Source organism: Pseudomonas sp. stari2, from assembly GCF_040760005.1.
GTDB lineage: Bacteria > Pseudomonadota > Gammaproteobacteria > Pseudomonadales > Pseudomonadaceae > Aquipseudomonas.
In genome coordinates this window covers 5,188,063-5,211,422 of the sequence record NZ_CP099760.1, presented here as the reverse complement: position 1 = coordinate 5,211,422, position 23,360 = coordinate 5,188,063, and the positions used below count along the sequence as shown (strand labels likewise).

Annotated in this window: 25 protein-coding genes; 9 read left to right on the top strand and 16 right to left on the bottom strand. The window is 59.0% G+C overall.

Annotated features, from left to right (window positions below; genetic code table 11):
* Positions 1-23 precede the first annotated feature (23 nt).
* Entirely contained in the window at positions 24-806 is a 783-nt protein-coding gene (locus NH234_RS23885) for a PhzF family phenazine biosynthesis protein (protein WP_367254461.1), read from the top strand.
* A gap of 49 nt (positions 807-855) precedes the next feature.
* Here NH234_RS23885 and NH234_RS23880 read toward each other — a convergent pair whose 3' ends face one another.
* On the bottom strand, positions 856-1,965 hold the full coding sequence (locus NH234_RS23880; protein ID WP_367254460.1) for an ABC transporter ATP-binding protein: 1,110 nt from the start codon (positions 1,963-1,965) through the stop codon (positions 856-858).
* A complete protein-coding gene (gene argF / locus NH234_RS23875; protein WP_085730175.1) occupies positions 1,962-2,882 on the bottom strand; it encodes an ornithine carbamoyltransferase in 921 nt (306 codons plus the stop codon). Before argF ends, NH234_RS23880 begins: the two co-directional genes overlap by 4 nt.
* A 392-nt stretch (positions 2,883-3,274) precedes the next feature.
* Between argF and NH234_RS23870 the strand changes: the two genes are divergently transcribed.
* The 3 genes from NH234_RS23870 to grxD all read left to right on the top strand — a co-directional run bounded on the left by NH234_RS23870 (position 3,275) and on the right by grxD (position 6,244).
* Positions 3,275-3,565 (top strand): hypothetical protein, encoded by a 291-nt coding sequence (locus tag NH234_RS23870; RefSeq protein WP_085730176.1) that lies wholly within the window; start codon positions 3,275-3,277, stop codon positions 3,563-3,565.
* Between the two features lie 134 nt (positions 3,566-3,699).
* Positions 3,700-5,805 (top strand): molybdopterin oxidoreductase family protein, encoded by a 2,106-nt coding sequence (locus tag NH234_RS23865; RefSeq protein ID WP_085730177.1) that lies wholly within the window; start codon positions 3,700-3,702, stop codon positions 5,803-5,805.
* Between the two features lie 97 nt (positions 5,806-5,902).
* Complete coding sequence (gene grxD / locus NH234_RS23860; RefSeq protein WP_039765841.1) at positions 5,903-6,244, top strand: Grx4 family monothiol glutaredoxin; 342 nt, start codon at positions 5,903-5,905, stop codon at positions 6,242-6,244.
* Between the two features lie 106 nt (positions 6,245-6,350).
* Here the strand turns inward: grxD and bfr are convergent, their stop codons facing one another.
* Positions 6,351-6,827, bottom strand: coding sequence for a bacterioferritin (bfr, locus tag NH234_RS23855; protein WP_011335740.1), 477 nt, complete (start codon positions 6,825-6,827; stop codon positions 6,351-6,353).
* 199 nt (positions 6,828-7,026) lie between these two features.
* The gene (locus NH234_RS23850; protein ID WP_003227725.1) at positions 7,027-7,245 is read right to left on the bottom strand and encodes a bacterioferritin-associated ferredoxin; all 219 of its coding nucleotides are present in this window, start codon (positions 7,243-7,245) and stop codon (positions 7,027-7,029) included.
* Positions 7,246-7,536: 291 nt separating this feature from the next.
* Here NH234_RS23850 and NH234_RS23845 point away from each other — a divergent pair, with 291 nt between their 5' ends.
* The gene (locus NH234_RS23845) at positions 7,537-8,139 is read left to right on the top strand and encodes a peroxiredoxin (RefSeq protein WP_007963972.1); all 603 of its coding nucleotides are present in this window, start codon (positions 7,537-7,539) and stop codon (positions 8,137-8,139) included.
* Between the two features lie 73 nt (positions 8,140-8,212).
* Here NH234_RS23845 and rnt read toward each other — a convergent pair whose 3' ends face one another.
* Positions 8,213-8,887, bottom strand: a complete 675-nt coding sequence (gene rnt / locus NH234_RS23840; protein WP_367254459.1) for a ribonuclease T — start codon at positions 8,885-8,887, stop codon at positions 8,213-8,215.
* Positions 8,884-9,930 (bottom strand): dihydroorotase, encoded by a 1,047-nt coding sequence (gene pyrC, locus NH234_RS23835; RefSeq protein WP_047599389.1) that lies wholly within the window; start codon positions 9,928-9,930, stop codon positions 8,884-8,886. Before pyrC ends, rnt begins: the two co-directional genes overlap by 4 nt.
* 160 nt (positions 9,931-10,090) lie before the next feature.
* Here pyrC and NH234_RS23830 point away from each other — a divergent pair, with 160 nt between their 5' ends.
* Both NH234_RS23830 and NH234_RS23825 read left to right on the top strand, forming a co-directional pair.
* Positions 10,091-10,999 (top strand): OmpA family protein, encoded by a 909-nt coding sequence (locus NH234_RS23830; protein WP_367254458.1) that lies wholly within the window; start codon positions 10,091-10,093, stop codon positions 10,997-10,999.
* A gap of 129 nt (positions 11,000-11,128) precedes the next feature.
* Positions 11,129-12,346, top strand: coding sequence for an argininosuccinate synthase (locus tag NH234_RS23825; protein ID WP_007963976.1), 1,218 nt, complete (start codon positions 11,129-11,131; stop codon positions 12,344-12,346).
* Positions 12,347-12,504: 158 nt separating this feature from the next.
* On the opposite strand, the gene NH234_RS23820 is transcribed toward NH234_RS23825, so the two are convergent.
* Positions 12,505-13,086, bottom strand: a complete 582-nt coding sequence (locus NH234_RS23820; protein WP_367254457.1) for a hypothetical protein — start codon at positions 13,084-13,086, stop codon at positions 12,505-12,507.
* A gap of 394 nt (positions 13,087-13,480) precedes the next feature.
* Between NH234_RS23820 and NH234_RS23815 the strand changes: the two genes are divergently transcribed.
* The gene (locus NH234_RS23815; protein ID WP_085730184.1) at positions 13,481-14,107 is read left to right on the top strand and encodes a response regulator transcription factor; all 627 of its coding nucleotides are present in this window, start codon (positions 13,481-13,483) and stop codon (positions 14,105-14,107) included.
* An 88-nt stretch (positions 14,108-14,195) separates the two neighbouring features.
* On the opposite strand, the gene NH234_RS23810 is transcribed toward NH234_RS23815, so the two are convergent.
* The 8 genes from NH234_RS23810 to metG all read right to left on the bottom strand — a co-directional run bounded on the left by NH234_RS23810 (position 14,196) and on the right by metG (position 21,225).
* Entirely contained in the window at positions 14,196-14,369 is a 174-nt protein-coding gene (locus NH234_RS23810; RefSeq protein ID WP_096818454.1) for a PA3496 family putative envelope integrity protein, read from the bottom strand.
* A 107-nt stretch (positions 14,370-14,476) separates the two neighbouring features.
* The gene (gene nth / locus NH234_RS23805; RefSeq protein ID WP_085730185.1) at positions 14,477-15,115 is read right to left on the bottom strand and encodes an endonuclease III; all 639 of its coding nucleotides are present in this window, start codon (positions 15,113-15,115) and stop codon (positions 14,477-14,479) included.
* Positions 15,112-15,693 carry an Rnf-Nqr domain containing protein gene (locus NH234_RS23800; RefSeq protein WP_085730186.1) on the bottom strand — a complete coding sequence of 194 codons (582 nt, stop codon included), beginning with the start codon at positions 15,691-15,693 and terminating at the stop codon, positions 15,112-15,114. Before NH234_RS23800 ends, nth begins: the two co-directional genes overlap by 4 nt.
* On the bottom strand, positions 15,690-16,295 hold the full coding sequence (locus tag NH234_RS23795; RefSeq protein ID WP_085730187.1) for an RnfABCDGE type electron transport complex subunit G: 606 nt from the start codon (positions 16,293-16,295) through the stop codon (positions 15,690-15,692). The genes NH234_RS23800 and NH234_RS23795 overlap by 4 nt, the downstream gene beginning before the upstream one ends.
* On the bottom strand, positions 16,292-17,275 hold the full coding sequence (locus tag NH234_RS23790; RefSeq protein WP_367254456.1) for an RnfABCDGE type electron transport complex subunit D: 984 nt from the start codon (positions 17,273-17,275) through the stop codon (positions 16,292-16,294). The genes NH234_RS23795 and NH234_RS23790 overlap by 4 nt, the downstream gene beginning before the upstream one ends.
* Positions 17,262-18,476: an electron transport complex subunit RsxB gene (gene rsxB, locus NH234_RS23785; protein WP_085730189.1), complete on the bottom strand. Its 1,215-nt coding sequence runs from the start codon at positions 18,474-18,476 to the stop codon at positions 17,262-17,264. Before rsxB ends, NH234_RS23790 begins: the two co-directional genes overlap by 14 nt.
* Positions 18,473-19,042, bottom strand: coding sequence for an electron transport complex protein RnfA (locus NH234_RS23780; protein ID WP_367254455.1), 570 nt, complete (start codon positions 19,040-19,042; stop codon positions 18,473-18,475). The genes rsxB and NH234_RS23780 overlap by 4 nt, the downstream gene beginning before the upstream one ends.
* 131 nt (positions 19,043-19,173) lie before the next feature.
* Positions 19,174-21,225, bottom strand: a complete 2,052-nt coding sequence (metG, locus tag NH234_RS23775) for a methionine--tRNA ligase (protein WP_085730191.1) — start codon at positions 21,223-21,225, stop codon at positions 19,174-19,176.
* 155 nt (positions 21,226-21,380) lie between these two features.
* Between metG and apbC the strand changes: the two genes are divergently transcribed.
* Positions 21,381-22,475 (top strand): iron-sulfur cluster carrier protein ApbC, encoded by a 1,095-nt coding sequence (gene apbC, locus NH234_RS23770; RefSeq protein ID WP_367254454.1) that lies wholly within the window; start codon positions 21,381-21,383, stop codon positions 22,473-22,475.
* A gap of 68 nt (positions 22,476-22,543) precedes the next feature.
* Here apbC and NH234_RS23765 read toward each other — a convergent pair whose 3' ends face one another.
* Positions 22,544-23,302, bottom strand: a complete 759-nt coding sequence (locus NH234_RS23765; RefSeq protein ID WP_011335726.1) for an SDR family oxidoreductase — start codon at positions 23,300-23,302, stop codon at positions 22,544-22,546.
* Positions 23,303-23,360: the final 58 nt, after the last annotated feature.

Genomic DNA, 23,360 nt, shown 5'->3' with positions numbered 1-23,360 from the left:
TCGACTGACACAGGGAGAAGGTTATGCAGCTCGAGTTTCATCAGGTCGACGCATTCAGTTATCGGCCCTTCAGTGGCAACCCGGCGATGGTCTATCGGCTCGACGCCTGGCTCGCGGACGACTTGATGCAGAAGATCGCCGCCGAGCACAACCTGGCGGAAACCGCGTTTCTGGTGCGCGAAGGCCAGGCCTGGCATATCCGCTGGTTCACGCCGACCACCGAGGTGCCATTGTGCGGTCACGCGACCCTGGCCAGCGCGTATGTATTGTTCGAGATCTATAAAGAAACGGCCGAGCGCTTGGATTTCACCTGCAAGTCCGGCCCGTTGAGTGTCAGTCGCGAAGAGGGGCGTTTGTGGCTGGATTTCCCTTCGATTGTGCCGTCGGAAATCGGTGTGACGCTGGATGTCGAGCGGGCATTGGGCGTCGAAGCGGTGGACGTGCTGGGCTCCAACGAGCTGTTCGTGGTGCTGGAGTCGGAGCAGGCGGTGCTCGATTGCACACCGGACATGGTCGCCCTGGCCAAGCTGCCGTGGTTGGGCGCCATCGTCACGGCCCGGGGCAATCAGCATGATTTCGTCTCGCGCTACTTCGCTCCGGCCATCGGTATCAATGAAGACCCGGTGACCGGCTCGACCCATTGCAGCCTGATTCCGTATTGGTCAAAACGTCTGGGCAAGTCGAGCCTGACCGCCTGCCAGCGTTCGGCGCGGGGCGGGGAGCTGTTCTGTCGGCTGGAAGGCGAGCGGGTGAAGATCGGCGGGAATGCGACGCTGGTGGCCAGCGGCACATTGATGCTGGGCTGAAGCCAAAAAATAAGGGAGCCATCAGGCTCCCTCATTGTTTTTTTACAGATCAGTGCGCGGTGCTGTAGCGGCGAACGCCGTTTTCCACGGCCGGAATTTGTGCGGCCGTACTGCCGGACGCCTGGAACAACACCAGGTGTTCAGCCGCCACGCGAATCCCGACATCCGCACCAACCTGATGGTCAGCGTGGCTTGGGAAGATCGATTCCAGTTGCGCGCCGGTCGGCAGTTGCAGGCGATACAGGGTCGAGGCACCGAGGAAGGTCTTGCCGACGATCCGTGCTTTCAACCCGCTGTCCGGTGCATAAACAATGTCATCCGGACGCAGCAACACGTCCACCGCGCCACCGATCGGCCAGGTGTAAGCGCGATTGCCGCGCAGTTCGCCGAGTTCGGTGTGCACCGATTCCGGGCTGCCGAGCTGGCCGCGAATGAAGTAGCCCTGACCGATAAAACTCGCCACAAAAGGCGTCGCCGGCTCGTGATAGAGGTTGTATGGCGTATCCCACTGTTCGAGCCGGCCTTCCTTGAACACACCAACGTGATCGCTGACCGCGAAGGCTTCTTCCTGATCGTGAGTCACCAGAATCGCACTGGTGCCACGGGCCTTGAGGATGTCGCGCACCTCATGGCTGAGCTTGCGTCGCAGTTCGCCGTCGAGATTGGAGAACGGTTCGTCGAGCAGCAGCAGTTGTGGTTCCGGCGCCAGGGCGCGGGCGAGAGCGACACGTTGCTGCTGGCCGCCGGACAATTCGTGCGGAAAGCGCTTGCCGAGGTTCTTCAGGTTGACCAGTTCCAGCAACTCTTCGACGACGCGCTGCTTGTTCGGGTGCTTGCGAATGCCGAAGGCGATGTTGTCCGCGACACTCAGGTGCGGGAACAATGCGTAGTCCTGGAACACCATGCCGATCCGGCGTTTTTCCGGGGCGAGGGTGAAACCGGCGCTGGAGATCACTTCACCGCCGAGAGAGATTTCTCCTTCGTGCACCGGTTCGAAACCGGCAATGGCACGCAGGGTGGTGGTCTTGCCGCAGCCCGAGGAGCCGAGCAGGCAACCGATGTCGCCGGCGTTGAGGTGCAGATTGAGGTTCTGCACCACACGTTGATCTTGATAGCCGCAAGCGAGGTTGCGCAGGTTCAGCAGTAATTCATGACTCATGCGTGGTGATATGCCGGTTCGACAAGGAACTCAAGCAGGGCCTTCTGTGCGTGGAGACGGTTTTCTGCCTGATCCCAGGCGACGGAGCGCGGGTCATCGAGCAGGTCGAGGCTGATTTCCTCCCCGCGGTGGGCGGGCAGGCAGTGCATGAATAGCACGTCCTCGGCGGCCAGGTCGAGCAAGGCGCGATTGACCTGGAACGGCGCGAACAATTTGAGGCGCTTGGCGGTTTCCTCTTCCTGGCCCATGGAGGTCCAGACGTCGGTGCTCACCAGGTGCGCGCCGCGCACGGCGTCCTTCGGATCGCGGACGATGGTCACGCGATCACCGGCCTTGGCCAGGAATTCAGGGTTTGGTTCATAGCCTTCAGGGCAGGCCACGCGCAACTGGAAGTCGAACTGGATTGCCGCTTCTATATAGCTGTTGCACATGTTGTTGCCGTCGCCGATCCAGGCCACGGTCTTGCCCTGGATCGAGCCGCGGTGTTCCAGGAAAGTCTGCATGTCGGCCAGTAACTGGCACGGGTGCAGGTCATCGGACAGGCCGTTGATCACCGGCACACGGGAGTTGGCGGCAAATTCGGTCAGGGTGCTGTGGGCAAAGGTACGGATCATCACCGCATCGAGCATGCTCGACATGACAATGGCGCAGTCGCCGATCGGCTCGCCACGGCCCAGCTGGGTGTCACGCGGCGACAGGAAGATCGCCTGGCCACCGAGCTGGATCATTCCGGCCTCGAAGGAGATCCGGGTGCGGGTCGAGGACTTCTCGAAGATCATCCCCAGGACGCGGTTTTTCAGAGGCTCGAACAGTACGCCGCGGTTACGCAGGTCCTTGAGCTCAACGCCTCGACGGATCACGCTGACCAGCTCTTCGGGCGTGCAATCCATCAGGGAGAGAAAGTGCCTTGCGCTCATCATTGACTACCTTTTTGCTACAAACCGCAGATGCTCAAAGCCTTGTTTACAGGAACAACGGGCGAGACCTGCGGCGTAAGCCGCACGGGGCGACGAAATAGGGGGAGGCGCGATATTGACACTAAATGTCGCGTTTTTCCAATAGGCTACGATTTTTGCGGAGTTTGCGAGTGTGACGAGGTCACTCGAAGCGCCGGTTTTGAGCCGGATTCCAGACCTTTGTACACTGGCGCCGCCGAGCTTGGCAATCAGGCAGGGCGGGGATGGAGCAGGCCTGGTCGGTTTGCGACCGGTCGGCCATGGAATCGCTGGTCGGATGTCAGACCTGAAACATTTGCTAAAGCAAAGCGCTGGGTTATAAATAACTCACGAGCGACGCAGGAAGCCTCCGCATGGAATCGAAAGAAAAACTGTTAATGGAATTGCTGGGCCACACGGCACGCTCACTGACTCATCTGACCGCATCGGTCACCTCCTTGTCCTTCGAGCTGCTGCGCAGTGAAGACGAAGTGGTCAAGACGGCCGGCCGCCACATGATCGATCGCATGGCGACCATCAGCACCGGACTCGACGAGCACTGGCGACTGATCGGCGAACTCACTGGCGTCCACGTTGCCCACGAGCAGATCGAAACCATTCAGGAAATCCAGCTGGCGGCGCCACCCCAGTTGCCTTCCAGTTGATCTCGACGGTCTATCGGCACGCCTGATGGTCGTCGATTCACAAGACGAACGTCGCTGGCGCCACTCGCGGCCACGCGCCATAGTTTTGTTCCCGCAGGCGTTATTGCCTGCCCAGAACAAGACAGAGACTGGCCATGACCAAGACTCTCCACCACCGTGCGTGCCACCTTTGCGAAGCCATCTGCGGCCTGAGCATCGAAACCACTGAAACCGACGGCCAGGTGCAGATCACCTCGATCAAGGGTGACGCACTGGATACCTTCAGTCGCGGGCACATCTGCCCCAAGGCCGTGGCGCTGCAAGATATCCAGAACGATCCGGATCGCCTGCGCCAGCCCATGCGCCGGGTCGGCAGTGAATGGTTGCCGATCGGGTGGGAAGAAGCTTTTGAGCTGGTGGCTGAAAAGCTGTCGGCGATTCAAGCGCGTGATGGGCAGAACGCGGTTGCCGTGTATCAGGGCAATCCGAGCGTGCACAACTACGGGCTGATGACCCACAGCAATTACTTCCTGGGCCTGCTGAAAACCCGCAATCGCTATTCGGCCACTTCTGTCGACCAATTGCCCCATCACCTGACCAGCTACTTGATGTACGGCCACGGTTTGCTGCTGCCGATCCCGGACATCGATCACACCGATTTCATGCTGATCCTGGGCGGCAATCCGCTGGCGTCCAACGGCAGCATCATGACCGTGCCGGACGTGGAAAAGCGTCTGAAGGCGATTCAGGCCCGGGGCGGCAAAGTGGTGGTGGTCGATCCTCGGCGCAGCGAGACCGCAGCGATGGCTGATCAGCACCTGTTCGTGCGTCCCGGTGGCGATGCGGCGTTGTTGTTTGGTGTGCTCAATACGCTGTTCAGCGAAGGGCTGACGTCGGACAGCCATCTGCCGGTGGACGGTCTGGATGATGTGCGTGCGGCGGTGGCAGGTTTCACGGCCGAGGCCATGAGCCCGTTGTGCGCGGTTCCTGCCGAGCAGATCCGTCAACTGGCCCGGGACTTCGCTGCTGCGCCAAGCGCCGTCTGCTACGGCCGAATGGGCGTTTCCACCCAGGCTTTTGGCACGTTGTGCCATTGGGTCGTGCAATTGATCAACCTGGTGACCGGCAATCTCGACCGGGTGGGTGGCGCTCTGTGCACCGAGCCGGCGGTGGATCTGGTGGCGTCCACCTCGGGCGGGCATTTCAACAAATGGCAAAGCCGTGTCTCTGGCCGCCCGGAGTACGGTGGCGAGCTACCGGTCTCGGCGCTGGCCGAAGAAATGCTCACCGAAGGTGAAGGGCAGATTCGCGCATTGATCACCGTCGCTGGCAACCCGGTTCTGTCCACGCCCAATGGCCGGCAACTGGAGCAGGCGCTGGACGGGCTGGAGTTCATGGTCAGCGTCGATCTGTACATCAACGAAACCACGCGCTATGCCGACCTGATCCTGCCGTCCACCTCGGCGCTGGAGAACGATCACTACGACACCACTTTCAACCTGTTCGCGGTGCGCAACGTCACCCGTTTCAACCGGGCGATCCTCGCCAAACCCGAAGGTGCGCTGCATGACTGGGAGATCTTCGTCGGCCTGGCCAAGGCCTTTGCCGCGAAGACCGGCAAGGAGCTGAAACCGACGATGCCGCCGGCGAAGATGATCGACATGGGACTGCGCATGGGCATGTATGGCGATGCATCCGAGCACAAGCTGTCGCTGGCGACGCTGTTCGATCATCCCCACGGCGTTGATCTGGGGGCGCTGAAACCCAACCTGACACCACGATTGAAGACCGCCAATCAACGAGTCCAGGCAGCGCCGCCGGAAATTCTTGCCGATCTGGCACGTTTCTCTGCCTTGCAGGCGCCGGCTGCCGGTGAACTGTTGATGATTGGTCGGCGTCACGTGCGCAGCAACAACTCCTGGATGCACAACTATCATCGACTGGTGAAGGGCAAGCCGCGTCATCAGTTGCTGATGAACCCGGACGATCTCGCCAGTCGCGGGCTCATCGATGGTCAGCTTGTGCGCGTGAGCTCACGGGTCGGACAGATCGAAGTCGAAGTGCTCGGCAGTGCGGACATGATGCCGGGCGTGGTCAGCCTGCCGCACGGTTGGGGTCATGCCCGGCCGGGCGTGCAGATGGCGATTGCCAGCGGGCAGCCGGGCTCTAGCGCCAACGATCTGACCGATGAATGTCAGCTCGACGAGTTGTCGGGCAATGCAGCGCTCAATGGTGTACCGGTGACGGTGGCGGCGGCTTGAGGAAGTCTGTCGGGGAGACCGAGCAGGGCGCTCGGGATTCCGTTACAATGCGCCACCGTGCCGACCCATGAGTCGGAAAGTTCAGCCGAGGTGCTCCATGGATATCATCGAAACGATTAAAGAGCAGATTGCCAACAACACCATTCTGCTTTACATGAAAGGCTCGCCGAATGCCCCGCAGTGTGGCTTCTCCGCGAAAGCTGCGCAGGCTGTGATGGGCTGTGGCGAGAAGTTCGCCTACGTCGACATCCTGCAGAACCCGGAAATCCGTGCCAACCTGCCGAAGTACGCCAACTGGCCGACTTTCCCGCAGTTGTGGGTAGCCGGTGAACTGGTCGGCGGCAGCGACATCATGGCTGAAATGTTCGCCAACGGTGAGCTGCAGACTCTGGTCAAGGAAGCATCCGCCAAGGCTGCTGCGGCCAAGTCCGAAGCCTGATTGGTTTCTGCCCGGATTTCAGCAAGTCTGAAATCCGGGCAATAAAAAGCCCCGCCTCTCGAAAGAGGGCGGGGCTTTTTAGTGTCTCGAGTTTAGCGCTTGCTGATTACTCGTCTTCGCCCATCTGCGATTGCAGATAGTTTTCAAGACCGACTTTATCGATCAGACCGAGTTGGGTTTCCAGCCAGTCGATGTGTTCTTCTTCGGATTCGAGAATGTCTTCAAGCAGTTCGCGGCTGCCGAAGTCGCCAACGGATTCGCAGTGAGCGATGGCAGCCTTCAGATCGGCGTGGCCGGTCTTCTCGATACGCAGATCGCACTCCAGCATTTCCTTGGTGTGCTCGCCAATGTGCAGCTTGCCCAGATCCTGCACGTTCGGCAGGCCTTCGAGGAACAAAATGCGCTTGATCAGCTTGTCCGCGTGCTTCATCTCGTCGATGGATTCGTGGTACTCGTGTTTGCCGAGCTTGTTCAGGCCCCAATCTTCATACATGCGCGCATGCAGGAAGTACTGATTGATCGCGACCAGCTCATTGGCAAGGATCTTGTTGAGATGCTGGATGACTGTTACGTCGCCTTTCATGATGGGAGTCCTGCCCTAAGTAGCGGTATATAAGGCGGAGTTTGACTTTGGTATTTATAAGTGTCAAACCTAAGTTATTGAATAATATATGAAAATTAATCGGAATAAGAATGTTTGTGTTCCGCGTCTAGTCGCTAAGCAATTGATTTTCAGGCATAAAAAAACCGGACATTAGTCCGGTTCTTCGAATTGGGTGCAATTACGCTGCAGTAAATTCTACAGGGTAGGGGATCGCGGCCTGGGCGGTTTGCAGCTTGGTCAGGGTTTCACGTACCACTTCCTTTGCAAGGCAGGCACATTTTCCGCATTGGCTGGCTACGCCGGTGGCCTGACGGACTTCTTTATAGCTGCAGCAACCTTCATAGATCGCTTCGCGGATCTGTCCGTCGGTGACGCCAGTGCAGAGGCAAACATACATAAGTGAGAACCGTCGCTGGTTGTGGCTCAATTGCGATGGATCTTAATGTTAACGAGAATGATTGTCAAAGTGCTTTCCCAACGGTTTTCATCGCCAGCGGCTGTGACTGACGAACGGTGGTGCATGGCTGAATGCCACCCGGGATTTCGCGAAAAACCGTTAAGGACAGTCCAAAAACGCAGTGTATGATGGTCGGCCCTTGCGAAGGGGGTTCATGTCACAGGGCTGTCGCCTGAGGGTGGCAGGCTGGCGCGAACCCTGAACTTCAAGTTTCTACACCAGGAGATATCAATGAGCGTACTCGTAGGCAAACAAGCCCCTGACTTCACCGTCCCGGCCGTACTCGGCAATGGCGAGATCGTTGACAGCTTCACCCTGTCCTCGGCCATCAAAGGCAAATACGGCCTGGTGTTCTTCTACCCGCTGGACTTCACCTTCGTCTGCCCGTCCGAGCTGATCGCTCTGGACAACCGCATGGCTGACTTCAAGGCGCGCAACGTAGAAGTGGTCGCTGTGTCGATTGACTCGCACTTCACCCACAACGCGTGGCGCAACACCCCGGTCAACAATGGCGGCATCGGCCAGGTGAAATACACCATGGCTGCCGACATGAAGCACGAAATCGCCAAGGCCTACGACGTTGAATCCGAAGGCGGCGTGGCTTTCCGTGGCGCGTTCCTGATCGACGACAAGGGCGTTGTCCGCTCGCAGATCATCAACGACCTGCCGCTGGGCCGTAACATGGAAGAGCTGATCCGTCTGGTCGACGCTCTGCAATTCCACGAAGAGCACGGCGAAGTCTGCCCTGCCAACTGGAAAAAAGGCGACAAAGGCATGAACGCTTCGCCAGAAGGCGTTGCGGCATACCTGACCGAGAACGCTGCTGCCCTGTAAGGCGCAACGTCGAGGTACAAAAAACCGGCTCTTGAGCCGGTTTTTTCATGCGCGGGGTTTAACCCGACGACCATCAGTCGTCGAAGTCTTCCCAGCCACCCATCTGTTTCCAGCGGTTGACGATGCCGCAGAACAGCTCGGCGGTCTTTTCGGTGTCGTAACGCGCGGAGTGCGCTTCACGGCCATCGAAATCGATGTCGGCTGCCTGACAAGCCTTGGCCAGCACGGTCTGACCGTAAGCCAGACCGGCGAGGGTCGCGGTGTCGAAGCTGGAGAACGGGTGAAACGGGTTGCGCTTCATGTCCAGCCGCGCAACGGCGGCGTTGAGGAAGCCCAGGTCGAAGCTGCTGTTGTGACCGACCAGAATCGCCCGCTTACAACCGTTTGCCTTCAAGGCCTTGCGTACGCCACGGAAGATGTCGGTCAGGGCCGTCTCTTCGCTGACCGCCATGCGCAACGGGTGATCGAGCTTGATCCCGGTGAACTCCAGAGCGGCTGCTTCGATGTTGGCGCCTTCGAACGGCTCGACACGGAAGAAATAGGTGTGATCCGGGTACACGAAACCCTTTTCATCCATGGCGATGGTGGTCGCGGCAATCTCCAGCAAGGCGTCGGTAGCCGAGTTGAAGCCACCGGTCTCTACGTCGACGACAACCGGCAGGTAGCCGCGAAAGCGTGCTGCCATCGGATGGCGCGAACCGCCGCCACCTTGACCTTCCAGTTCGTCGTCGAAATGGTCTTCACTCACGCGTGTTCCTCCAGCAGGCGCCAGCGCAGTTTTTCACCGGCGCGCAGCGGGATAACGTTCAGCTCGCCGAAGGGCAGGCTGGTCGGGGCGGTCCATTCTTCACGAACCAGGGTGATACGGTCAGTGTTGACCGGCAGACCGTAGAAGCGCGGGCCGTTGAGGCTGGCGAACGCTTCGAGCTTGTCCAGCGCATTACGTTGCTCGAAGGCTTCGGCATACAGCTCGATGGCAGCGTACGCGGTGTAGCAGCCGGCGCAGCCGCAGGCGGCCTCCTTGGCGTGCTGGGCGTGCGGCGCCGAGTCGGTGCCAAGGAAGAACTTCGCGCTGCCGCTGGTGGCGGCGTCGAGCAGAGCTTCCTGATGGGTATTACGCTTGAGGATCGGCAGGCAGTAGAAATGCGGCCGGATCCCGCCCACCAGCATGTGGTTGCGGTTGTACAGCAGGTGATGCGCGGTGATGGTCGCGCCGACGTTGGCCGAAGCCTCGTTGACGAACTGCACGGCATCGCCGGTGGTGATGTGTTCGAACACGACCTTGAGCGTCGGGAAACGCTCGACTACGCGGCGCATGTGCTCGTCGATGAAGATTTTTTCGCGGTCGAACACGTCGACGTCGCCACGGGTGACTTCACCGTGGATCAACAGCGGCATGCCGACTTCGGCCATGGCTTCCAGCGCCGGGAAGATCTTGTCGATACTGGTGACCCCGGAATCGGAGTTGGTGGTGGCGCCGGCCGGATACAACTTGGCCGCGTGAACAAAACCGCTGGCCTTGGCTTCACGAATTTCTTCGGGCTGGGTACGGTCGGTGAGGTAGAGCACCATCAACGGCTCGAAACGACTGCCGGCCGGGCGGGCAGCGAGAATCCGCTGGCGATAGCCGTCGGCTTCAGCGGCGTTGCGCACCGGAGGTACCAGGTTAGGCATGATGATGGCGCGACCAAAGGTGCGCGCAACATCTGCAACGGTATTGGTCAACACGGCACCATCGCGAAGATGAATGTGCCAGTCGTCGGGACGCAGCAGGGTCAGGCGGTCGGACATGAGGGAATTCCAGGCGGGTCAAACTGAGGCGAATGCTACCGGAAAAGACTCTTGCAGGCACTCGCTATCAAGTTTTGCGACGAGCGTCCGATATCCCATAGGTATGCCGTAAACATGTATGTATCGGTCTTTTTTGTTGTAGAAGCCAATGGAGCCTCCCGTGCGCCAGCGTTATTTAGCCTTGCTCAGTGTGTTTGCCAGTCTTCCCGCGATGGCACTGACCTACCAGACCCGTCTGGAGAACATTGAGTGGACGGTCGAAGGCGACAAGTTCGAATGCCGCCTGACGCAACCGATCACCGATTTCGGCTCGGGCCAGTTCGTGCGCAAGGCCGGCGAGCAGGCGATTTTTCGCCTGAACGCCTACAACGCGATGCTTGGCGGTGGTTCGGCAACCTTGCTGGCGGCGGCAGCGCCTTGGCAGCCGGGACGCAATGACATCAATCTGGGCAGCGTCAGGATCGGTACCGGCAACGTGCTGTTCAACAGTTCGCAGTCGCAGGCCGGCGGGTTGATCAGCGGTTTGCTGGAAGGTCGCAGCCCGGTGGTGCGACGTGCCTCCGGTGATGGAAGGGTCTCTGAAGTGCGTCTGCTGCCGGTCAAGTTCAGCAAAGCGTTCAACGACTACCAGACCTGCGTGGCGAAACTGCTCCCGCAGAATTTCGATCAGGTCAAAAACTCCCAGGTCGGCTTTCCGGGCGAAGGCACCGATCTGGACGCCGCCGCGAAAGCCAAACTGCAAGTGATGCTCGAGTTCATGAAGGCCGATCCGACGGTCAATCACATTGAGCTCGATGGCTATTCCGACAACAGCGGCAATCGACTGACCAATCGTGAGTTGTCACGCCGTCGCGCGCTGGCAGTGGTCGATTTCTTCAAGGCCAACGGCATCGCCGAATCGCAGATCACCGTGCGTTTCCACGGTGAGCAATACCCGCTGGTACCGAACACCAACGCCGCCAACCGGGCAAAAAACCGGCGGGTCAGCGTGAAGCTGGCCCGGGTGACACCGGTTACCGCTCCAGCACCTCAAGCCAGCGCACCTGCCAACGCTGCGGCGACTTCCTGACCTGTCGGTCATCGTCGCGCTCTCGACAGATTCTGTCGCTTTGTCGTCTTAAGCTGTCGCGCCTCTGTAAATTATCGCGTTTGAGCGTTAGACTCCTCGGCTTTCCGTAGAACCCCGTGGAGTGATGGCATGGCGGACGTAAACAAGGTCGTTCTGGCGTATTCCGGCGGCCTGGACACTTCGGTGATCCTCAAGTGGCTGCAGGATACTTATAACTGTGAAGTAGTGACCTTCACTGCTGACCTGGGTCAGGGCGAAGAGGTCGAGCCGGCTCGCGCCAAGGCGCAGGCCATGGGCGTCAAAGAAATCTACATCGACGACCTGCGCGAAGAATTCGTGCGTGACTTCGTGTTCCCGATGTTCCGCGCCAACACCGTTTACGAAGGCGAGTACCTGCTGGGTACTTCCATCGCGCGTCCGCTGATCGCCAAGCGTCTGATCGAAATCGCCAACGAAACCGGCGCCGACGCCATTTCCCACGGCGCGACCGGCAAGGGCAACGATCAGGTGCGTTTCGAACTGGGTGCCTACGCGCTCAAGCCAGGCGTGAAAGTGATCGCCCCTTGGCGCGAGTGGGACCTGCTGTCCCGCGAGAAGCTGATGGATTACGCCGAGAAGCACGCGATCCCGATCGAGCGTCACGGCAAGAAGAAGTCCCCGTACTCGATGGACGCCAACCTGCTGCACATCTCTTATGAAGGCGGCGTGCTGGAAGATACCTGGACCGAGCACGAAGAAGACATGTGGCGCTGGACCGTCTCCCCGGAGAAGGCTCCCGACACCCCGCAATACCTGGAACTGACCTACCGCAACGGCGACATCGTCGCGCTGGACGGCGTCGAAATGACCCCGGCCACCGTACTGGCGACCCTGAACAAGATCGGTGGTCAACACGGTATCGGCCGTCTCGACATCGTTGAAAACCGTTACGTCGGCATGAAGTCCCGTGGCTGCTACGAAACCCCGGGCGGCACCATCATGCTGCGTGCTCACCGCGCCATTGAATCGATCACGCTGGATCGCGAAGTCGCTCACTTGAAAGACGAGTTGATGCCGAAGTACGCCAGCCTGATCTACACCGGTTACTGGTGGAGCCCGGAGCGTCTGATGCTGCAGCAGATGATCGACGCATCCCAGGTCAACGTGAACGGCGTCGTACGCCTGAAACTGTACAAGGGCAACGTAATCGTGACCGGCCGCAAGTCCGACGACTCGCTGTTCGACGCCAACATCGCGACCTTCGAAGAAGACGGCGGCGCCTACAACCAGGCCGACGCGGCGGGCTTCATCAAGCTCAACGCGCTGCGCATGCGCATTGCTGCCAACAAAGGCCGCAAGTTGTTCTGAGTCCTTGGGGCTGATGTGAATAGAGGCCTTGTCACGGTGACAAGGCCTCTACATTTGAAAATCCTCCTTTATCTGATCGAGACCGATCAGTGTTCCCGTCTTCATCCATGGTACTGCGTGCATTGTATTGATGTGCTTCGCGTATCTGCGCCCCCTATTCAAATCTTTCCCAATACAGTGATGTTCATTGAGTGAGTGTCGTAAATAATACAATACGTCATTCCCATGGTCTTTTTTCCCTGCTTAAGCGACTTGGCGATATTTGCCTTCGGTAAAACATCTGACACGCCGTCGGTTAAAAAGAGGAATACTCTCAGAGAGTGTTTGAGTGGTTGTGGGATTTTTTCCAGTAGCATGCTTATCTTTGAGTCGGTGTTCATTCCGCGAATATCAATGATGCAAAGTATGCTCAATGATTTGGGTAGCTTTACGGTATGTACTTCGGCATTTTCCTGGTTCGATAATTCACCGTTCGAATCGGGTGTGTCTTCAAACGCCTTCAAGAAATTCTTGTCATCATCAAAGTCCGAGGGTGCATAAAGCGATCGGTAGTTGAAATTCAAGGTGATGAAGAACAGGAATATCAAATAGAACGGAAAGCTGATCAGAAACCAGATGTAGAGCTCTCGCTCATCATTGTCAAGGAAGGGCAAGGACACCGCCGCGGACGTTTCGGAAATGAACGCGAATATGGCAATGACACTGATGGGGTTGTTGATTTTCTTGTTGAGTTTTAACATGTTCCTTACTCATGGATATGATCTTTCTCGTCATGTTGTATCGTTAAAGATGTTGGAAGTTTTGGAAGTATTCAAGGCTTTAGTGCTTGGTATTTATATTAAATTTTGTCGAGTGGATATAGATATGTTATTTCAGGCTATTGACATATTGAAGGCGCCTTTTTCAGGTTTTACTGTTCTGGTGTCCTCGGGTGCAGGCCTGTTGATCTTGAATGACCGCTGGTGCAAGGAGTCTTGCCTCTAAGCTTATGGGTTATTTCTGTAGGATTAATCTTTGTTGAATGTAGGATTCGTCTCTCGCTACCACTGCAAGGGAACTTCGCTATGCCATGGGTGAAATGACTACGCTATTGTGCCGGTTCTAAAAATTCGAACAGCGAACCTGGACTTGCCCATGAATAAAGTGCTGATCGTGGATGATCATCCTGTCATTCGTCTTGCGGTGCGTATGCTGATGGAACGTCATGGCTACGAAGTCATTGCAGAAACGGATAACGGAGTGGATGCATTACAACTGGCTCGCGACCAGATGCCCGATATTGTCATTCTGGATATCGGTATACCGAAACTGGATGGACTGGAAGTCATTGCGCGTCTTACAACTAGCGCGATGCCTCTGAAGGTACTGGTGTTGACGTCCCAGGCCCCGGGCCATTTTTCCATGCGCTGCATGCAGTCGGGCGCAGCGGGATATGTTTGCAAACAACAGGATCTGACCGAACTGCTCAGTGCTATCAAGGCTGTGCTGTCCGGGTACAGTTATTTTCCGAATCAGGCGTTGCACACCGTACGCACCAGCCTGGGCAATGCCAGTGAAGCCGACATGGTTGATCGCCTGTCCGGGCGCGAGATGATGGTGTTGCAGCAGTTGGCACGCGGCAAGACCAACAAGGAAATCGCCGATGGCATGTTTCTCAGTAACAAGACCGTCAGCACCTACAAGACACGGTTGCTGTTGAAGCTCAATGCGCGTTCATTGGTAGATCTGATCGAGCTGGCCCAGCGCAATGGCCTGGTCTGACCGCTTCAGCCGCTGACGGATCCTGGGCAGGTCGGCATCAGCTTGCAGCAGAAACGAAAAAGCCTCCGTTGCGGGAGGCTTTCAAATGTCAGAGATCAAAGTCGTAATCGGCCAATTGCTTCTGCAGTCGGCGTTCCTCAAGCATGTTATCGATAGTGCGGCGTTTGCTCAGATTGGTCTTGGCGACCTCAACCACCGGTTCGTCGTCTGACTCCGCGACGAAATCGTCTTCTACGTCCACTTGCTCTTTGCTGGTGCTCATAAGGTTAACTCCAGGCTAAGGCTGCCTTTGGCGCTCCTTATATCGATATTCCAGCAGATCGTAAAAAAGATTTTTTCAATCGCAATATCAATAAACCTAATAGACGCTCAATCGTCAGAAGTTTTGTCCTTGTATTCACACAAGTCTTCGATCCGACAGCTACCGCACCGCGGCTTGCGGGCCAGGCATACATAACGCCCGTGAAGAATAAGCCAGTGGTGCGAATCGAGCAGGTATTGCTTTGGTACAAACTTCATCAGTTTGTTCTCCACCTCGACCACGTTCTTGCCCGGCGCAATGCCGGTGCGGTTGCTGACCCGAAAAATGTGGGTGTCCACCGCCATCGTCAATTGACGGAACGCCGTGTTGAGTACTACGTTGGCGGTTTTTCGACCAACGCCGGGCAGGGCTTCCAGCGCTTCGCGCGTCTGCGGGACTTCGCCATTGTGGCGTTCGACCAGCAGACGGCACGTTTCGATCACGTTTTTCGCCTTGCTGTTATAGAGGCCGATGGTCTTGATGTACTCGGACAACCCTTCGACGCCCAAGGCATGAATGGCGGCCGGTGTGTTGGCCACCGGGTAAAGTTTCGCCGTCGCCTTGTTCACCCCGACGTCAGTTGATTGGGCGGACAGAATCACCGCGATCAGCAATTCGAAAGGCGAGGAATAGGCCAGTTCGGTCTTGGGTTCAGGATTGTCCTCGTGAAGCCTGCGGAAAATCTCCAGACGTTTTGCGGCATTCATGGGTGATGCGTTTCCTCGGGTTGGGCGGCAGGGCGAGTCCAGGCCTGACGTGCGGCCAGTAACAGTCCAAGCAAAATGAAGGCGCCGGGAGCCAGCGTCGCGAAATGCAGGCCGTTGCCGAACAGAATCAAACCTTGCCAGTGATCCGACAGGTGATGGCCGATGCTGCCCTGACCGAGCAGCTCGCGCAATACCGCCAGCACGATCATCAGTGCGGCAAACACACCGCAGAGTTTCAGGCGTCCTCGGGCTGGCAGTCGAAAGAATCCATTGTGTTCCAGGATGACGCACTGCAAACCGATCAGGCCGGCGTAAAGACTGATCATCAGATGCCACTGCACAGCGGTGCGTTGCAAAAGAATCTCGGCGCAAGCAGCCAGGGTAGCAGCCAGTATCAGACTGACCGGCAGCAGGCTCTCACTGCTCAGGCGCGACCGCAATGGTGCCATGCACAAGCCGTACATGTTCACCACAACGGCGAACATCAGCAGGATCGCCAGCGCGCCCGCCACGGAGTCAGTGGCGCCGATCAACAGCACCAGCATCATTGAGTTCGACAGGGTCGCTGACGTGTTCATGGCGCACTCCCCAGCAGGGTCGTCCGGTGGTCGTCGAAGTAACGCAGAGCATCGTGGATGGCGTTGATGGCGGCGCGGGATGTGATGGTCGCGCCAGCGATCTGGTCAAATTGCCCCTGATCCTTTTTCAAGGCCCAGCCGGCATCGGTCGGCTGGCCGCTGGATTTGCCGATAAACACCTGCAACCAGCTATTTGGCCAGTCACCGATTGTCCCGCCCAGCGCCGGGGTTTCAGTTTGCTCAAGGGTTTTCACGCCGAGCAATCGGCCATTGGCATCGATGGCGATCAGCAACTCGATGCGGCCCGCATAACCCTCGGTCTGGCTGCGCAGCAGCACCGCCACGGGTTGACCGGCCCTGGTCGCCCGATAACCGCCCAGCAATTCGCTGTGGCTCAGGTGGGGTTCGGCCAGCGCCAGAGGCTGTTCCAGAGGCTGATTGTCGTAGGCGTCGACTGAAAGCACATCCAGTAGTTTGCGACTTTCGAGCTGGCGATGTTCGGCGGCGATGTGTGGAGCATTGCTGCGTTGCACAAGAAAAGTCATGCCGATCCCTGCCGTTGCCAGCAACAATAGCGTGATCAGGCTGCCTGTGCGGTTCATGGCATTACCTGCGACTGACGGGCAGCGGCAAAGCGTTCCAGTGCCGGCACGCACAGGTTCAGCAGCAATACCGCAAATGCCACGCCATCCGGATAGCCGCCCCAGGTGCGAATCAGGTAAGTCAGCAGACCTACGCCTACGCCAAACAACAAACGGGCGAGCGGGCTCCTTGCGCCGGATACCGGCTCCGTGACGATGAAGAATGCACCAAGCATCGTGGCACCGCTCAGCAGATGAAACAGTGGCGAGCCATGGGAATCAGACCCCGAGCCGTTCCAGCACAGCAGGCTGATGACGAACAGACTGGCGAGCATGCCGACCGGTGCGTGCCAGCCGATCACCCGGCGCTGTAGCAGGAACAATCCACCGGCAAGAAATGCCAGATTCACCCACTCCACGCCATGCCCGCCGAAGCGGCCGAATGCCGGGTTGCTGGCAAACAATTCATCGATGGTCAGGCTTTTGTTGATGCGCAGGCTGTCCAGCGCCGTGGCCTGGACCCAGGCGTCCGGCGCCGCGCCCAGGTTGAACACCTGATCAATGGCCGCCGTCAGATTCATGCCATGGGCCGGCCAATGGGTCATCGGCTGCGGGAACATCACCGTCGCCAGAGCAAAACCGAGCATGGCCGGATTGAAAGGGTTTCTGCCCACGCCACCGTACAAGTGTTTGCCCAAGAGCAGGCCCGAGCCGATCGCCGTGACCGTCAGCCACCACGGGCAGTAAGGTGGCAGGGCGATGGCCAGCAGCGTGGCGCTGACCAACGCGCTACCATCGGTCAAAGTGGCTTGCAGCGGCTGTCGGCGCAGATAGGTCACGGCGGCTTCGGCGCTCAAGGCTGTGGCGACGGAGAGGATCAGGTTGATCAACACACCCCAGCCGTAAAACCAGAACAACGCCAGCAACCCCGGCAATGTCGCAAGCAGAACCAGCTTCATTGCCTGTTGCAGGCGCTCGTCTCTGGTTTCAATGGATGACATGGGCTTCCACCTGCCGCTCCGCCTCTTGCAGGCGGGTGCGGGCCTTGTCGAGGACCTCGGCTGGCGTGCCGTCACGTCGCTGCAATTTGTTCAGGTCGGCGCGCGCGTAGGCCAGTTCGGTTTTCAGCTGACGAAGCTGGTTGTCGATCGGACGTTTCTCCACACGCACCAGATCGGGAGCCGGTTGCTCGCTGGCCGATTCTGCGTCGTGCAACGCTTGCTCGGCGTCACGCAGGGCTTGTTCCAGTGCAGCAATCTGCTCCGGCGGAGCCTCTGCGGTCTGCGCCTTTTTCAGCTCGGCACGGCGCATCGCCAGTTGGATTTTCGCTCGTTTCAGGTCGGCGTCTTTCGCTGGAGCTGTCACGACCGGCGCAGGTGTGGCGCTGCTTTCCAGTTTCGCCAGGGCCTGCTCGGCGGCTTCGAATTGCTGCTGTAGCACGATCAGTTGCGACTGCTGTTCGAAGGTCGGCGGATGGCCGAAGGCTTTCAGCGATTTGTGCAACTGGGCGCGGCTCATCGCCACGTCGATCTTGGCCTTTTTCAGCGCGGCGTCGGCGGTTGCTGCTTTCTGCGCGCGTACCCGCTCCAGCGCCGCCTGCACCGGATCGAGCGTGGCGGCTGCGACTTCAAACTGCGCCGCACGTTGCGCGCGGGCCTCGCGTTCGGCCTGCTTCTGCTGTTCTTCTCTTTGCAGCCGGGCGTTACGCCGTTCGAAACGTTGCCGGGCGTGATCTCGCTTGGCGGTGCGGGCCTGCTGCTCTTCAAGGCTGGCGGCCAGGCCGCCCACCACTGGCAGTGTTCCCAGCGGCAGCGGGTGCATCTCGATACAGTCGACGGGGCAAGGTGCCACGCACAGATCGCAACCGGTGCACTCGTCGATGATCACGGTGTGCATCAGTTTCGCCGCGCCGACGATGGCGTCGATCGGGCAGGCCTGGATGCATTTGGTGCAGCCGATGCACTCGGCTTCGCGGATGAAAGCCACTTGCGGCGGCGCCGAACCACGGCTGATGTCCAGCTCCAGCACCGGGATTTTCAGCAGTTCGGCCAGTGCCGCGATGGTTTCGTCGCCGCCCGGCGGGCACTTGTTGATCGGCTCGCCGGCGATGATGCCTTCAGCGTAGGGTTTGCATCCGGGATGGCCGCACTTGCCGCATTGGGTTTGTGGCAGCAGGGCATCGATGCGTTGAATCAGACTCATGTTTTGATCAGTCCACTGAATCCGAGAAAAGCCACGGCCATCAGTCCGGCGCCGATCAACTGGATCGGCAGGCCACGAAAGGGCAGGGGAATATCATTGTCGGCCGTGCGTTCGCGCAAATCGCTGAACAGGCTCAGTACCAGCCAGAAACCCAGGCCGGAGCCAAGGCTCAGCGCAGCTGCATGAAACAGGCCTTTGTCCGTTTGCGCGTTGATCAGCGTCAGCCCCAGCATACCGGCGTTGCCCAGCAGCAGCGGCCACAAACCATCGAATGACAGCGTGGGTCGCCAATGTGCCAACAGCTTCAGCAACGGCGCGATCAGCAGGACGTTCAACGGCAGAAACACAAATAGTCGCAGGAATTCCAGTTGCAACGGCACCAGCAACCAATGCCGGATCGCGTAACCCGCCACACCGACAATCAGCATCAGACATAACGTCGCCAGCCCCAGCGCATGCACCTGACGACGCTCACCGCCCAGCAGCGGATCGACGCCCAGCGGCCAGTGCAACACGAAGTTGTTGATCAGCGCAGTACTGAATAGCGTAAGCACGAGTTCGGTCATGGTTCTGCCGATGAGAGCGGGCGGGTGTCACTTAAGATTAGGCATTATCCGGCCGCCATGACGGGTGGGCCAGATATGAAAAATCCCACAGGCGCACGGGGTACGCCTGTGGGATCGGTCAGTGCAGAACCTTACTTGATGCGCTGACCCGGCTTGGCGCCGCTGTCCGGGCTTAGCAGGTAGATTTCTTCACCGCCAGGGCCGGCCGCCATCACCATGCCTTCGGAGATGCCGAACTTCATTTTCCGTGGTTTGAGGTTGGCGATCATCATGGTCAGACGACCGTCGAGTTTCGACGGATCCGGGTAGGCGCTCTTGATCCCCGAGAACACGTTGCGTTGCTCGTCACCGATGTCGAGGGTCAGACGCAGCAGCTTGTCCGCGCCTTCAACGTGTTCGGCCTTGACGATCAACGCCACGCGGAGGTCGACGGCGGCAAAGGTGTCGAAGTCGATTTCCGGCGACAGCGGATCCTTGGCCAGTTCGCCGTTGCCGGCAGGCGCGGCGGCACCGGTGTCGGTCTGGCTGGCGGTCAGGTCTTCTTTCGAGGCTTCGGTCATGGCTTGCACTTTTACCGGGTCGATGCGGGTCATCAACGGCTTGAATTCGTTCAACTGGTGGTTGGCCAGCAGGGTGGTGTGGTCGTTCCAGGTCAGCGGGGCGACGTTGAGGAACGCTTCGGCGTCGGCGGCCAGCAGCGGCAGCACTGGCTTGAGGAAGATCACCAGCTGGCGGAACAGGTTGATTGCCGTGGCACAGACCGCCTGGACTTCATCCTGCTTGCCTTCCTGCTTGTTCAGCGACCAAGGCGCCTTGTCGGCGATCCAGGCGTTGGCGCGGTCGGCCAAAGCCATGGTTTCGCGCATGGCACGGGCGAAGTCGCGGGCTTCATAGGCGTCAGCGATGCTCGGTGCGGCAGCCAGGAATGCTTCGGTCAGTTCCGGTGCGGCGTTGCTGTCCACCAGCAGGCCGGCATTGCCTTTCTGAATAAAACCGGCGCAACGGCTGGCGATGTTGACCACTTTGCCGACCAGATCGGAGTTGACCTTCTGCACGAAGTCTTCGAGGTTCAGATCGAGGTCGTCGACGCCACGGCCGAGTTTGGCCGCGTAGTAGTAGCGCAGGTATTCCGGCGACAGGTGATCCAGGTATGTCCGGGCCTTGATGAAGGTGCCGCGGGACTTGGACATCTTCTGGCCGTTGACGGTCAGGTAGCCGTGCACGTTGATCCCGGTCGGCTTGCGGAAACCCGCGCCTTCGAGCATCGCCGGCCAGAACAGGGCGTGGAAGTTGACGATGTCCTTGCCGATGAAGTGGTACAGCTCGGCGGTGGAGTCCTTGCCCCAGAACGCGTCGAAGTCCAGCTCCGGCGTGCGGTTGCACAGGTTCTTGAAGCTGGCCATGTAGCCAATCGGCGCATCCAGCCACACGTAGAAGTATTTACCTGGTTCGCCCGGGATCTCGAAGCCGAAGTACGGCGCATCGCGGGAGATGTCCCACTGTTGCAGGCCGGCGTCCAGCCATTCGGCGATCTTGTTGGCCACGGCATCCTGCAGGGTGCCGCTGCGGGTCCAGGTCTGCAGCATCTGCTGGAAGTCAGGCAGCTTGAAGAAGAAGTGTTGGGAATCCTTGAGCACCGGGGTGGCGCCGGAGATTGCCGACTTCGGATCCTTCAGGTCGGTCGGCGCGTAGGTTGCACCGCATTTTTCGCAGTTGTCGCCGTACTGGTCTTCGGTGCCGCATTTCGGGCAGGTGCCCTTGATGAAGCGGTCGGCCAGGAACATTTTCTTTTCCGGGTCGAAATACTGGGTGATCGAACGTTGGGCGATGTGCCCGGCGTCACGCAGCTTCAGGTAGATCTGGCTCGACAGCTCACGGTTTTCTTCGGCGTGAGTGGAGTGGAAGTTGTCGAAGTCCACCAGGAATTCGGCAAAGTCGGCGCTGTGTTCAGCCTGGACGTTGGCGATCAGTTGTTCCGGAGTGATGCCTTCCTTTTCCGCGCGCAGCATGATCGCCGAACCGTGGGCGTCGTCGGCGCAGACATAAATGCACTGATTGCCGCGATGCTTCTGGAAGCGCACCCACATATCGGTCTGGATATATTCCAGCATATGGCCAAGGTGAATCGAACCGTTGGCGTAGGGCAGGGCGCTGGTGACGAGAATCTTGCGTGGTTCGGACATGTGGGGCTTCGCTACTTGATGAAACGGAGGTCGGCCACTATAAAGCGCCGGGAAAGATATTTCACCTCTGCAAATCGTTGCCGGACATGCCGTCCGGAGTGCAGAAGGGGTAGGATACCCGCCATCTTTTCCCAGTCTTGTTATCGGAGTTGCCCATGAGTGCCGTCACTCGCGCAGCGGTGGAAGCCGTCCTCAGCCAATACACCGACCCTTACCTGAACCAGGATCCGGTCAGCGCCGGTTGCGTGCGCAACATCGAAATTGCCGGTGACCGCGTCAGCGTGCAGCTGGAAATCGGTTATGCCGCCGGTCTGTTCAAGAGCGGCTGGGCGCAATTGCTGCAACTGGCCATCGAAAACCTCGACGGTGTGGTGTCGGCCAAGGTCGAAGTCAACAGCGTGATTGCCGCGCACAAGGCACAGGCACAGATTCCGGGGCTGGCCAACGTCAAGAACGTGGTTGCCGTGGCGTCGGGCAAGGGCGGTGTGGGCAAGTCCACCACCGCTGCCAACCTGGCGCTGGCACTGGCCCGCGAAGGCGCGAAAGTCGGGATCCTCGACGCCGATATTTATGGCCCGAGCCAGGGCATCATGTTCGGTATTCCCGAGGGCACCCGCCCGCAGATCAAGGATCAGAAGTGGTTCGTGCCGCTTCAGGCCCATGGCGTGGAAGTCATGTCGATGGCTTTCCTGACTGACGACAACACGCCAATGGTCTGGCGCGGGCCGATGGTCTCTGGCGCGCTGCTGCAACTGGTCACGCAAACCGCTTGGGGCGACCTGGATTATCTGGTGATCGACATGCCGCCAGGCACCGGCGACATCCAGTTGACCCTGGCGCAGAAAGTCCCGGTGGCCGGCGCCGTGATCGTCACCACACCGCAGGATCTGGCGCTGCTCGATGCGCGTAAAGGTGTGGAAATGTTCCGCAAGGTCAACATTCCGGTGCTTGGCGTGGTGGAAAACATGGCCGTGCACATTTGCTCGAACTGCGGACATGCCGAGCATCTGTTCGGTGAGGGCGGTGGCGAGAAACTGGCGACCCAGTTCGGCGTTGAACTGCTGGCTTCGCTGCCATTGTCGATGCTGATCCGCGAACAGGCCGATGGTGGCAAGCCGACGGTGATTTCCGAGCCGGACAGCCAGATCGCCATGGTCTATCAGGAACTGGCCCGCCACGTCGGTGCGCGGATTGTGTTGCAAGAAGCGGCATCGCCGGCGATGCCTAACATCACCATCAGCGACGATTGATGCCTGTGGTTTAAACAAAAACGCCCCGGTGCCTGTGCACCGGGGCGTTTTTCTTTGCGCGACAGCGGTCAGATGCGCAACCCGCCGTCCATCTCCAGAATCCGGCCGGTGTAATAGTCGTTCTCGAAGATGTACGCCGCCGAGTGGGCAATCTCTTCCGGCTTGCCCATGCGCTTGAGCGGAATGCCCGAGGTCATTTTCTCCAGCGCTTCAGGCTTCATGCCCAGGGTCATCTCGGTCTCGATGAAGCCTGGTGCAATGCCGGCCACGCGAATGCCGTAGCGCGCCAGTTCCTTGGCCCAGGTCACGGTCGCCGCAGCGACGCCAGCCTTGGCGGCGGAGTAGTTGGTCTGGCCGACGTTGCCCGCGCGGGAGATCGACGAGATGTTGATGATCGCGCCGCTGTTCTTCAGCTCGACCATTTTTGCCGCCACTTCACGGGTGCAGAGGAATACGCCGGTCAGGTTGACGTCGATCACCGCCTGCCACTGGGCCAGGCTCATCTTGGTCATTTCGCCGTCCTTGACCTTGAGCAGCAGGCCGTCGCGCAGGATCCCGGCGTTGTTGATCAGGCCGTGAATCGCGCCGAAGTCCTCGGCGACCTGGGCGACCATGTGCGTCACTTGCTCTTCATTGGCGACGTTGCACAGATAGCTGCGCGCCTCGACGCCCTTGGCCTTGCAGGCCGCGACGGCGTCATCGAGTTTTTCCTGATTCAGATCGACCAGTGCCAGCTTCGCGCCCTTGCCCGCGAAATACTCGGCCATCGAGCGGCCCAAGCCTTGGCAACCGCCAGTGATAATGATTACTTTGTCGTTGAGTTGCATTCGCATGCCCCCGAGAGCAGGTCAGAGTGGTGTCCTTTAGAGAGCCTCTCGATCTGCG

Bases quoted from the DNA above. Each gene is read 5' to 3' on its own strand.
- NH234_RS23825 (WP_007963976.1), top strand. From the start codon at position 11,129: ATGGCGGACGTAAACAAGGTCGTTCTGGCGTATTCCGGCGGCCTGGAC.
- rsxB (WP_085730189.1), bottom strand. From the start codon at position 18,476: ATGAGTCTGATTCAACGCATCGATGCCCTGCTGCCACAAACCCAATGC.
- NH234_RS23880 (WP_367254460.1), bottom strand. From the start codon at position 1,965: ATGAGTCATGAATTACTGCTGAACCTGCGCAACCTCGCTTGCGGCTAT.
- apbC (WP_367254454.1), top strand. From the start codon at position 21,381: ATGAGTGCCGTCACTCGCGCAGCGGTGGAAGCCGTCCTCAGCCAATAC.
- metG (WP_085730191.1), bottom strand. From the start codon at position 21,225: ATGTCCGAACCACGCAAGATTCTCGTCACCAGCGCCCTGCCCTACGCC.
- grxD (WP_039765841.1), top strand. From the start codon at position 5,903: ATGGATATCATCGAAACGATTAAAGAGCAGATTGCCAACAACACCATT.
- argF (WP_085730175.1), bottom strand. From the start codon at position 2,882: ATGAGCGCAAGGCACTTTCTCTCCCTGATGGATTGCACGCCCGAAGAG.
- pyrC (WP_047599389.1), bottom strand. From the start codon at position 9,930: ATGTCCGACCGCCTGACCCTGCTGCGTCCCGACGACTGGCACATTCAT.
- NH234_RS23820 (WP_367254457.1), bottom strand. From the start codon at position 13,086: ATGTTAAAACTCAACAAGAAAATCAACAACCCCATCAGTGTCATTGCC.
- bfr (WP_011335740.1), bottom strand. From the start codon at position 6,827: ATGAAAGGCGACGTAACAGTCATCCAGCATCTCAACAAGATCCTTGCC.
- NH234_RS23795 (WP_085730187.1), bottom strand. From the start codon at position 16,295: ATGAACCGCACAGGCAGCCTGATCACGCTATTGTTGCTGGCAACGGCA.
- nth (WP_085730185.1), bottom strand. From the start codon at position 15,115: ATGAATGCCGCAAAACGTCTGGAGATTTTCCGCAGGCTTCACGAGGAC.
- NH234_RS23885 (WP_367254461.1), top strand. From the start codon at position 24: ATGCAGCTCGAGTTTCATCAGGTCGACGCATTCAGTTATCGGCCCTTC.
- NH234_RS23850 (WP_003227725.1), bottom strand. From the start codon at position 7,245: ATGTATGTTTGCCTCTGCACTGGCGTCACCGACGGACAGATCCGCGAA.
- NH234_RS23865 (WP_085730177.1), top strand. From the start codon at position 3,700: ATGACCAAGACTCTCCACCACCGTGCGTGCCACCTTTGCGAAGCCATC.
- NH234_RS23845 (WP_007963972.1), top strand. From the start codon at position 7,537: ATGAGCGTACTCGTAGGCAAACAAGCCCCTGACTTCACCGTCCCGGCC.
- NH234_RS23870 (WP_085730176.1), top strand. From the start codon at position 3,275: ATGGAATCGAAAGAAAAACTGTTAATGGAATTGCTGGGCCACACGGCA.
- NH234_RS23780 (WP_367254455.1), bottom strand. From the start codon at position 19,042: ATGACCGAACTCGTGCTTACGCTATTCAGTACTGCGCTGATCAACAAC.
- NH234_RS23810 (WP_096818454.1), bottom strand. From the start codon at position 14,369: ATGAGCACCAGCAAAGAGCAAGTGGACGTAGAAGACGATTTCGTCGCG.
- NH234_RS23815 (WP_085730184.1), top strand. From the start codon at position 13,481: ATGAATAAAGTGCTGATCGTGGATGATCATCCTGTCATTCGTCTTGCG.
- NH234_RS23800 (WP_085730186.1), bottom strand. From the start codon at position 15,693: ATGAACACGTCAGCGACCCTGTCGAACTCAATGATGCTGGTGCTGTTG.
- NH234_RS23765 (WP_011335726.1), bottom strand. From the start codon at position 23,302: ATGCAACTCAACGACAAAGTAATCATTATCACTGGCGGTTGCCAAGGC.
- NH234_RS23790 (WP_367254456.1), bottom strand. From the start codon at position 17,275: ATGTCATCCATTGAAACCAGAGACGAGCGCCTGCAACAGGCAATGAAG.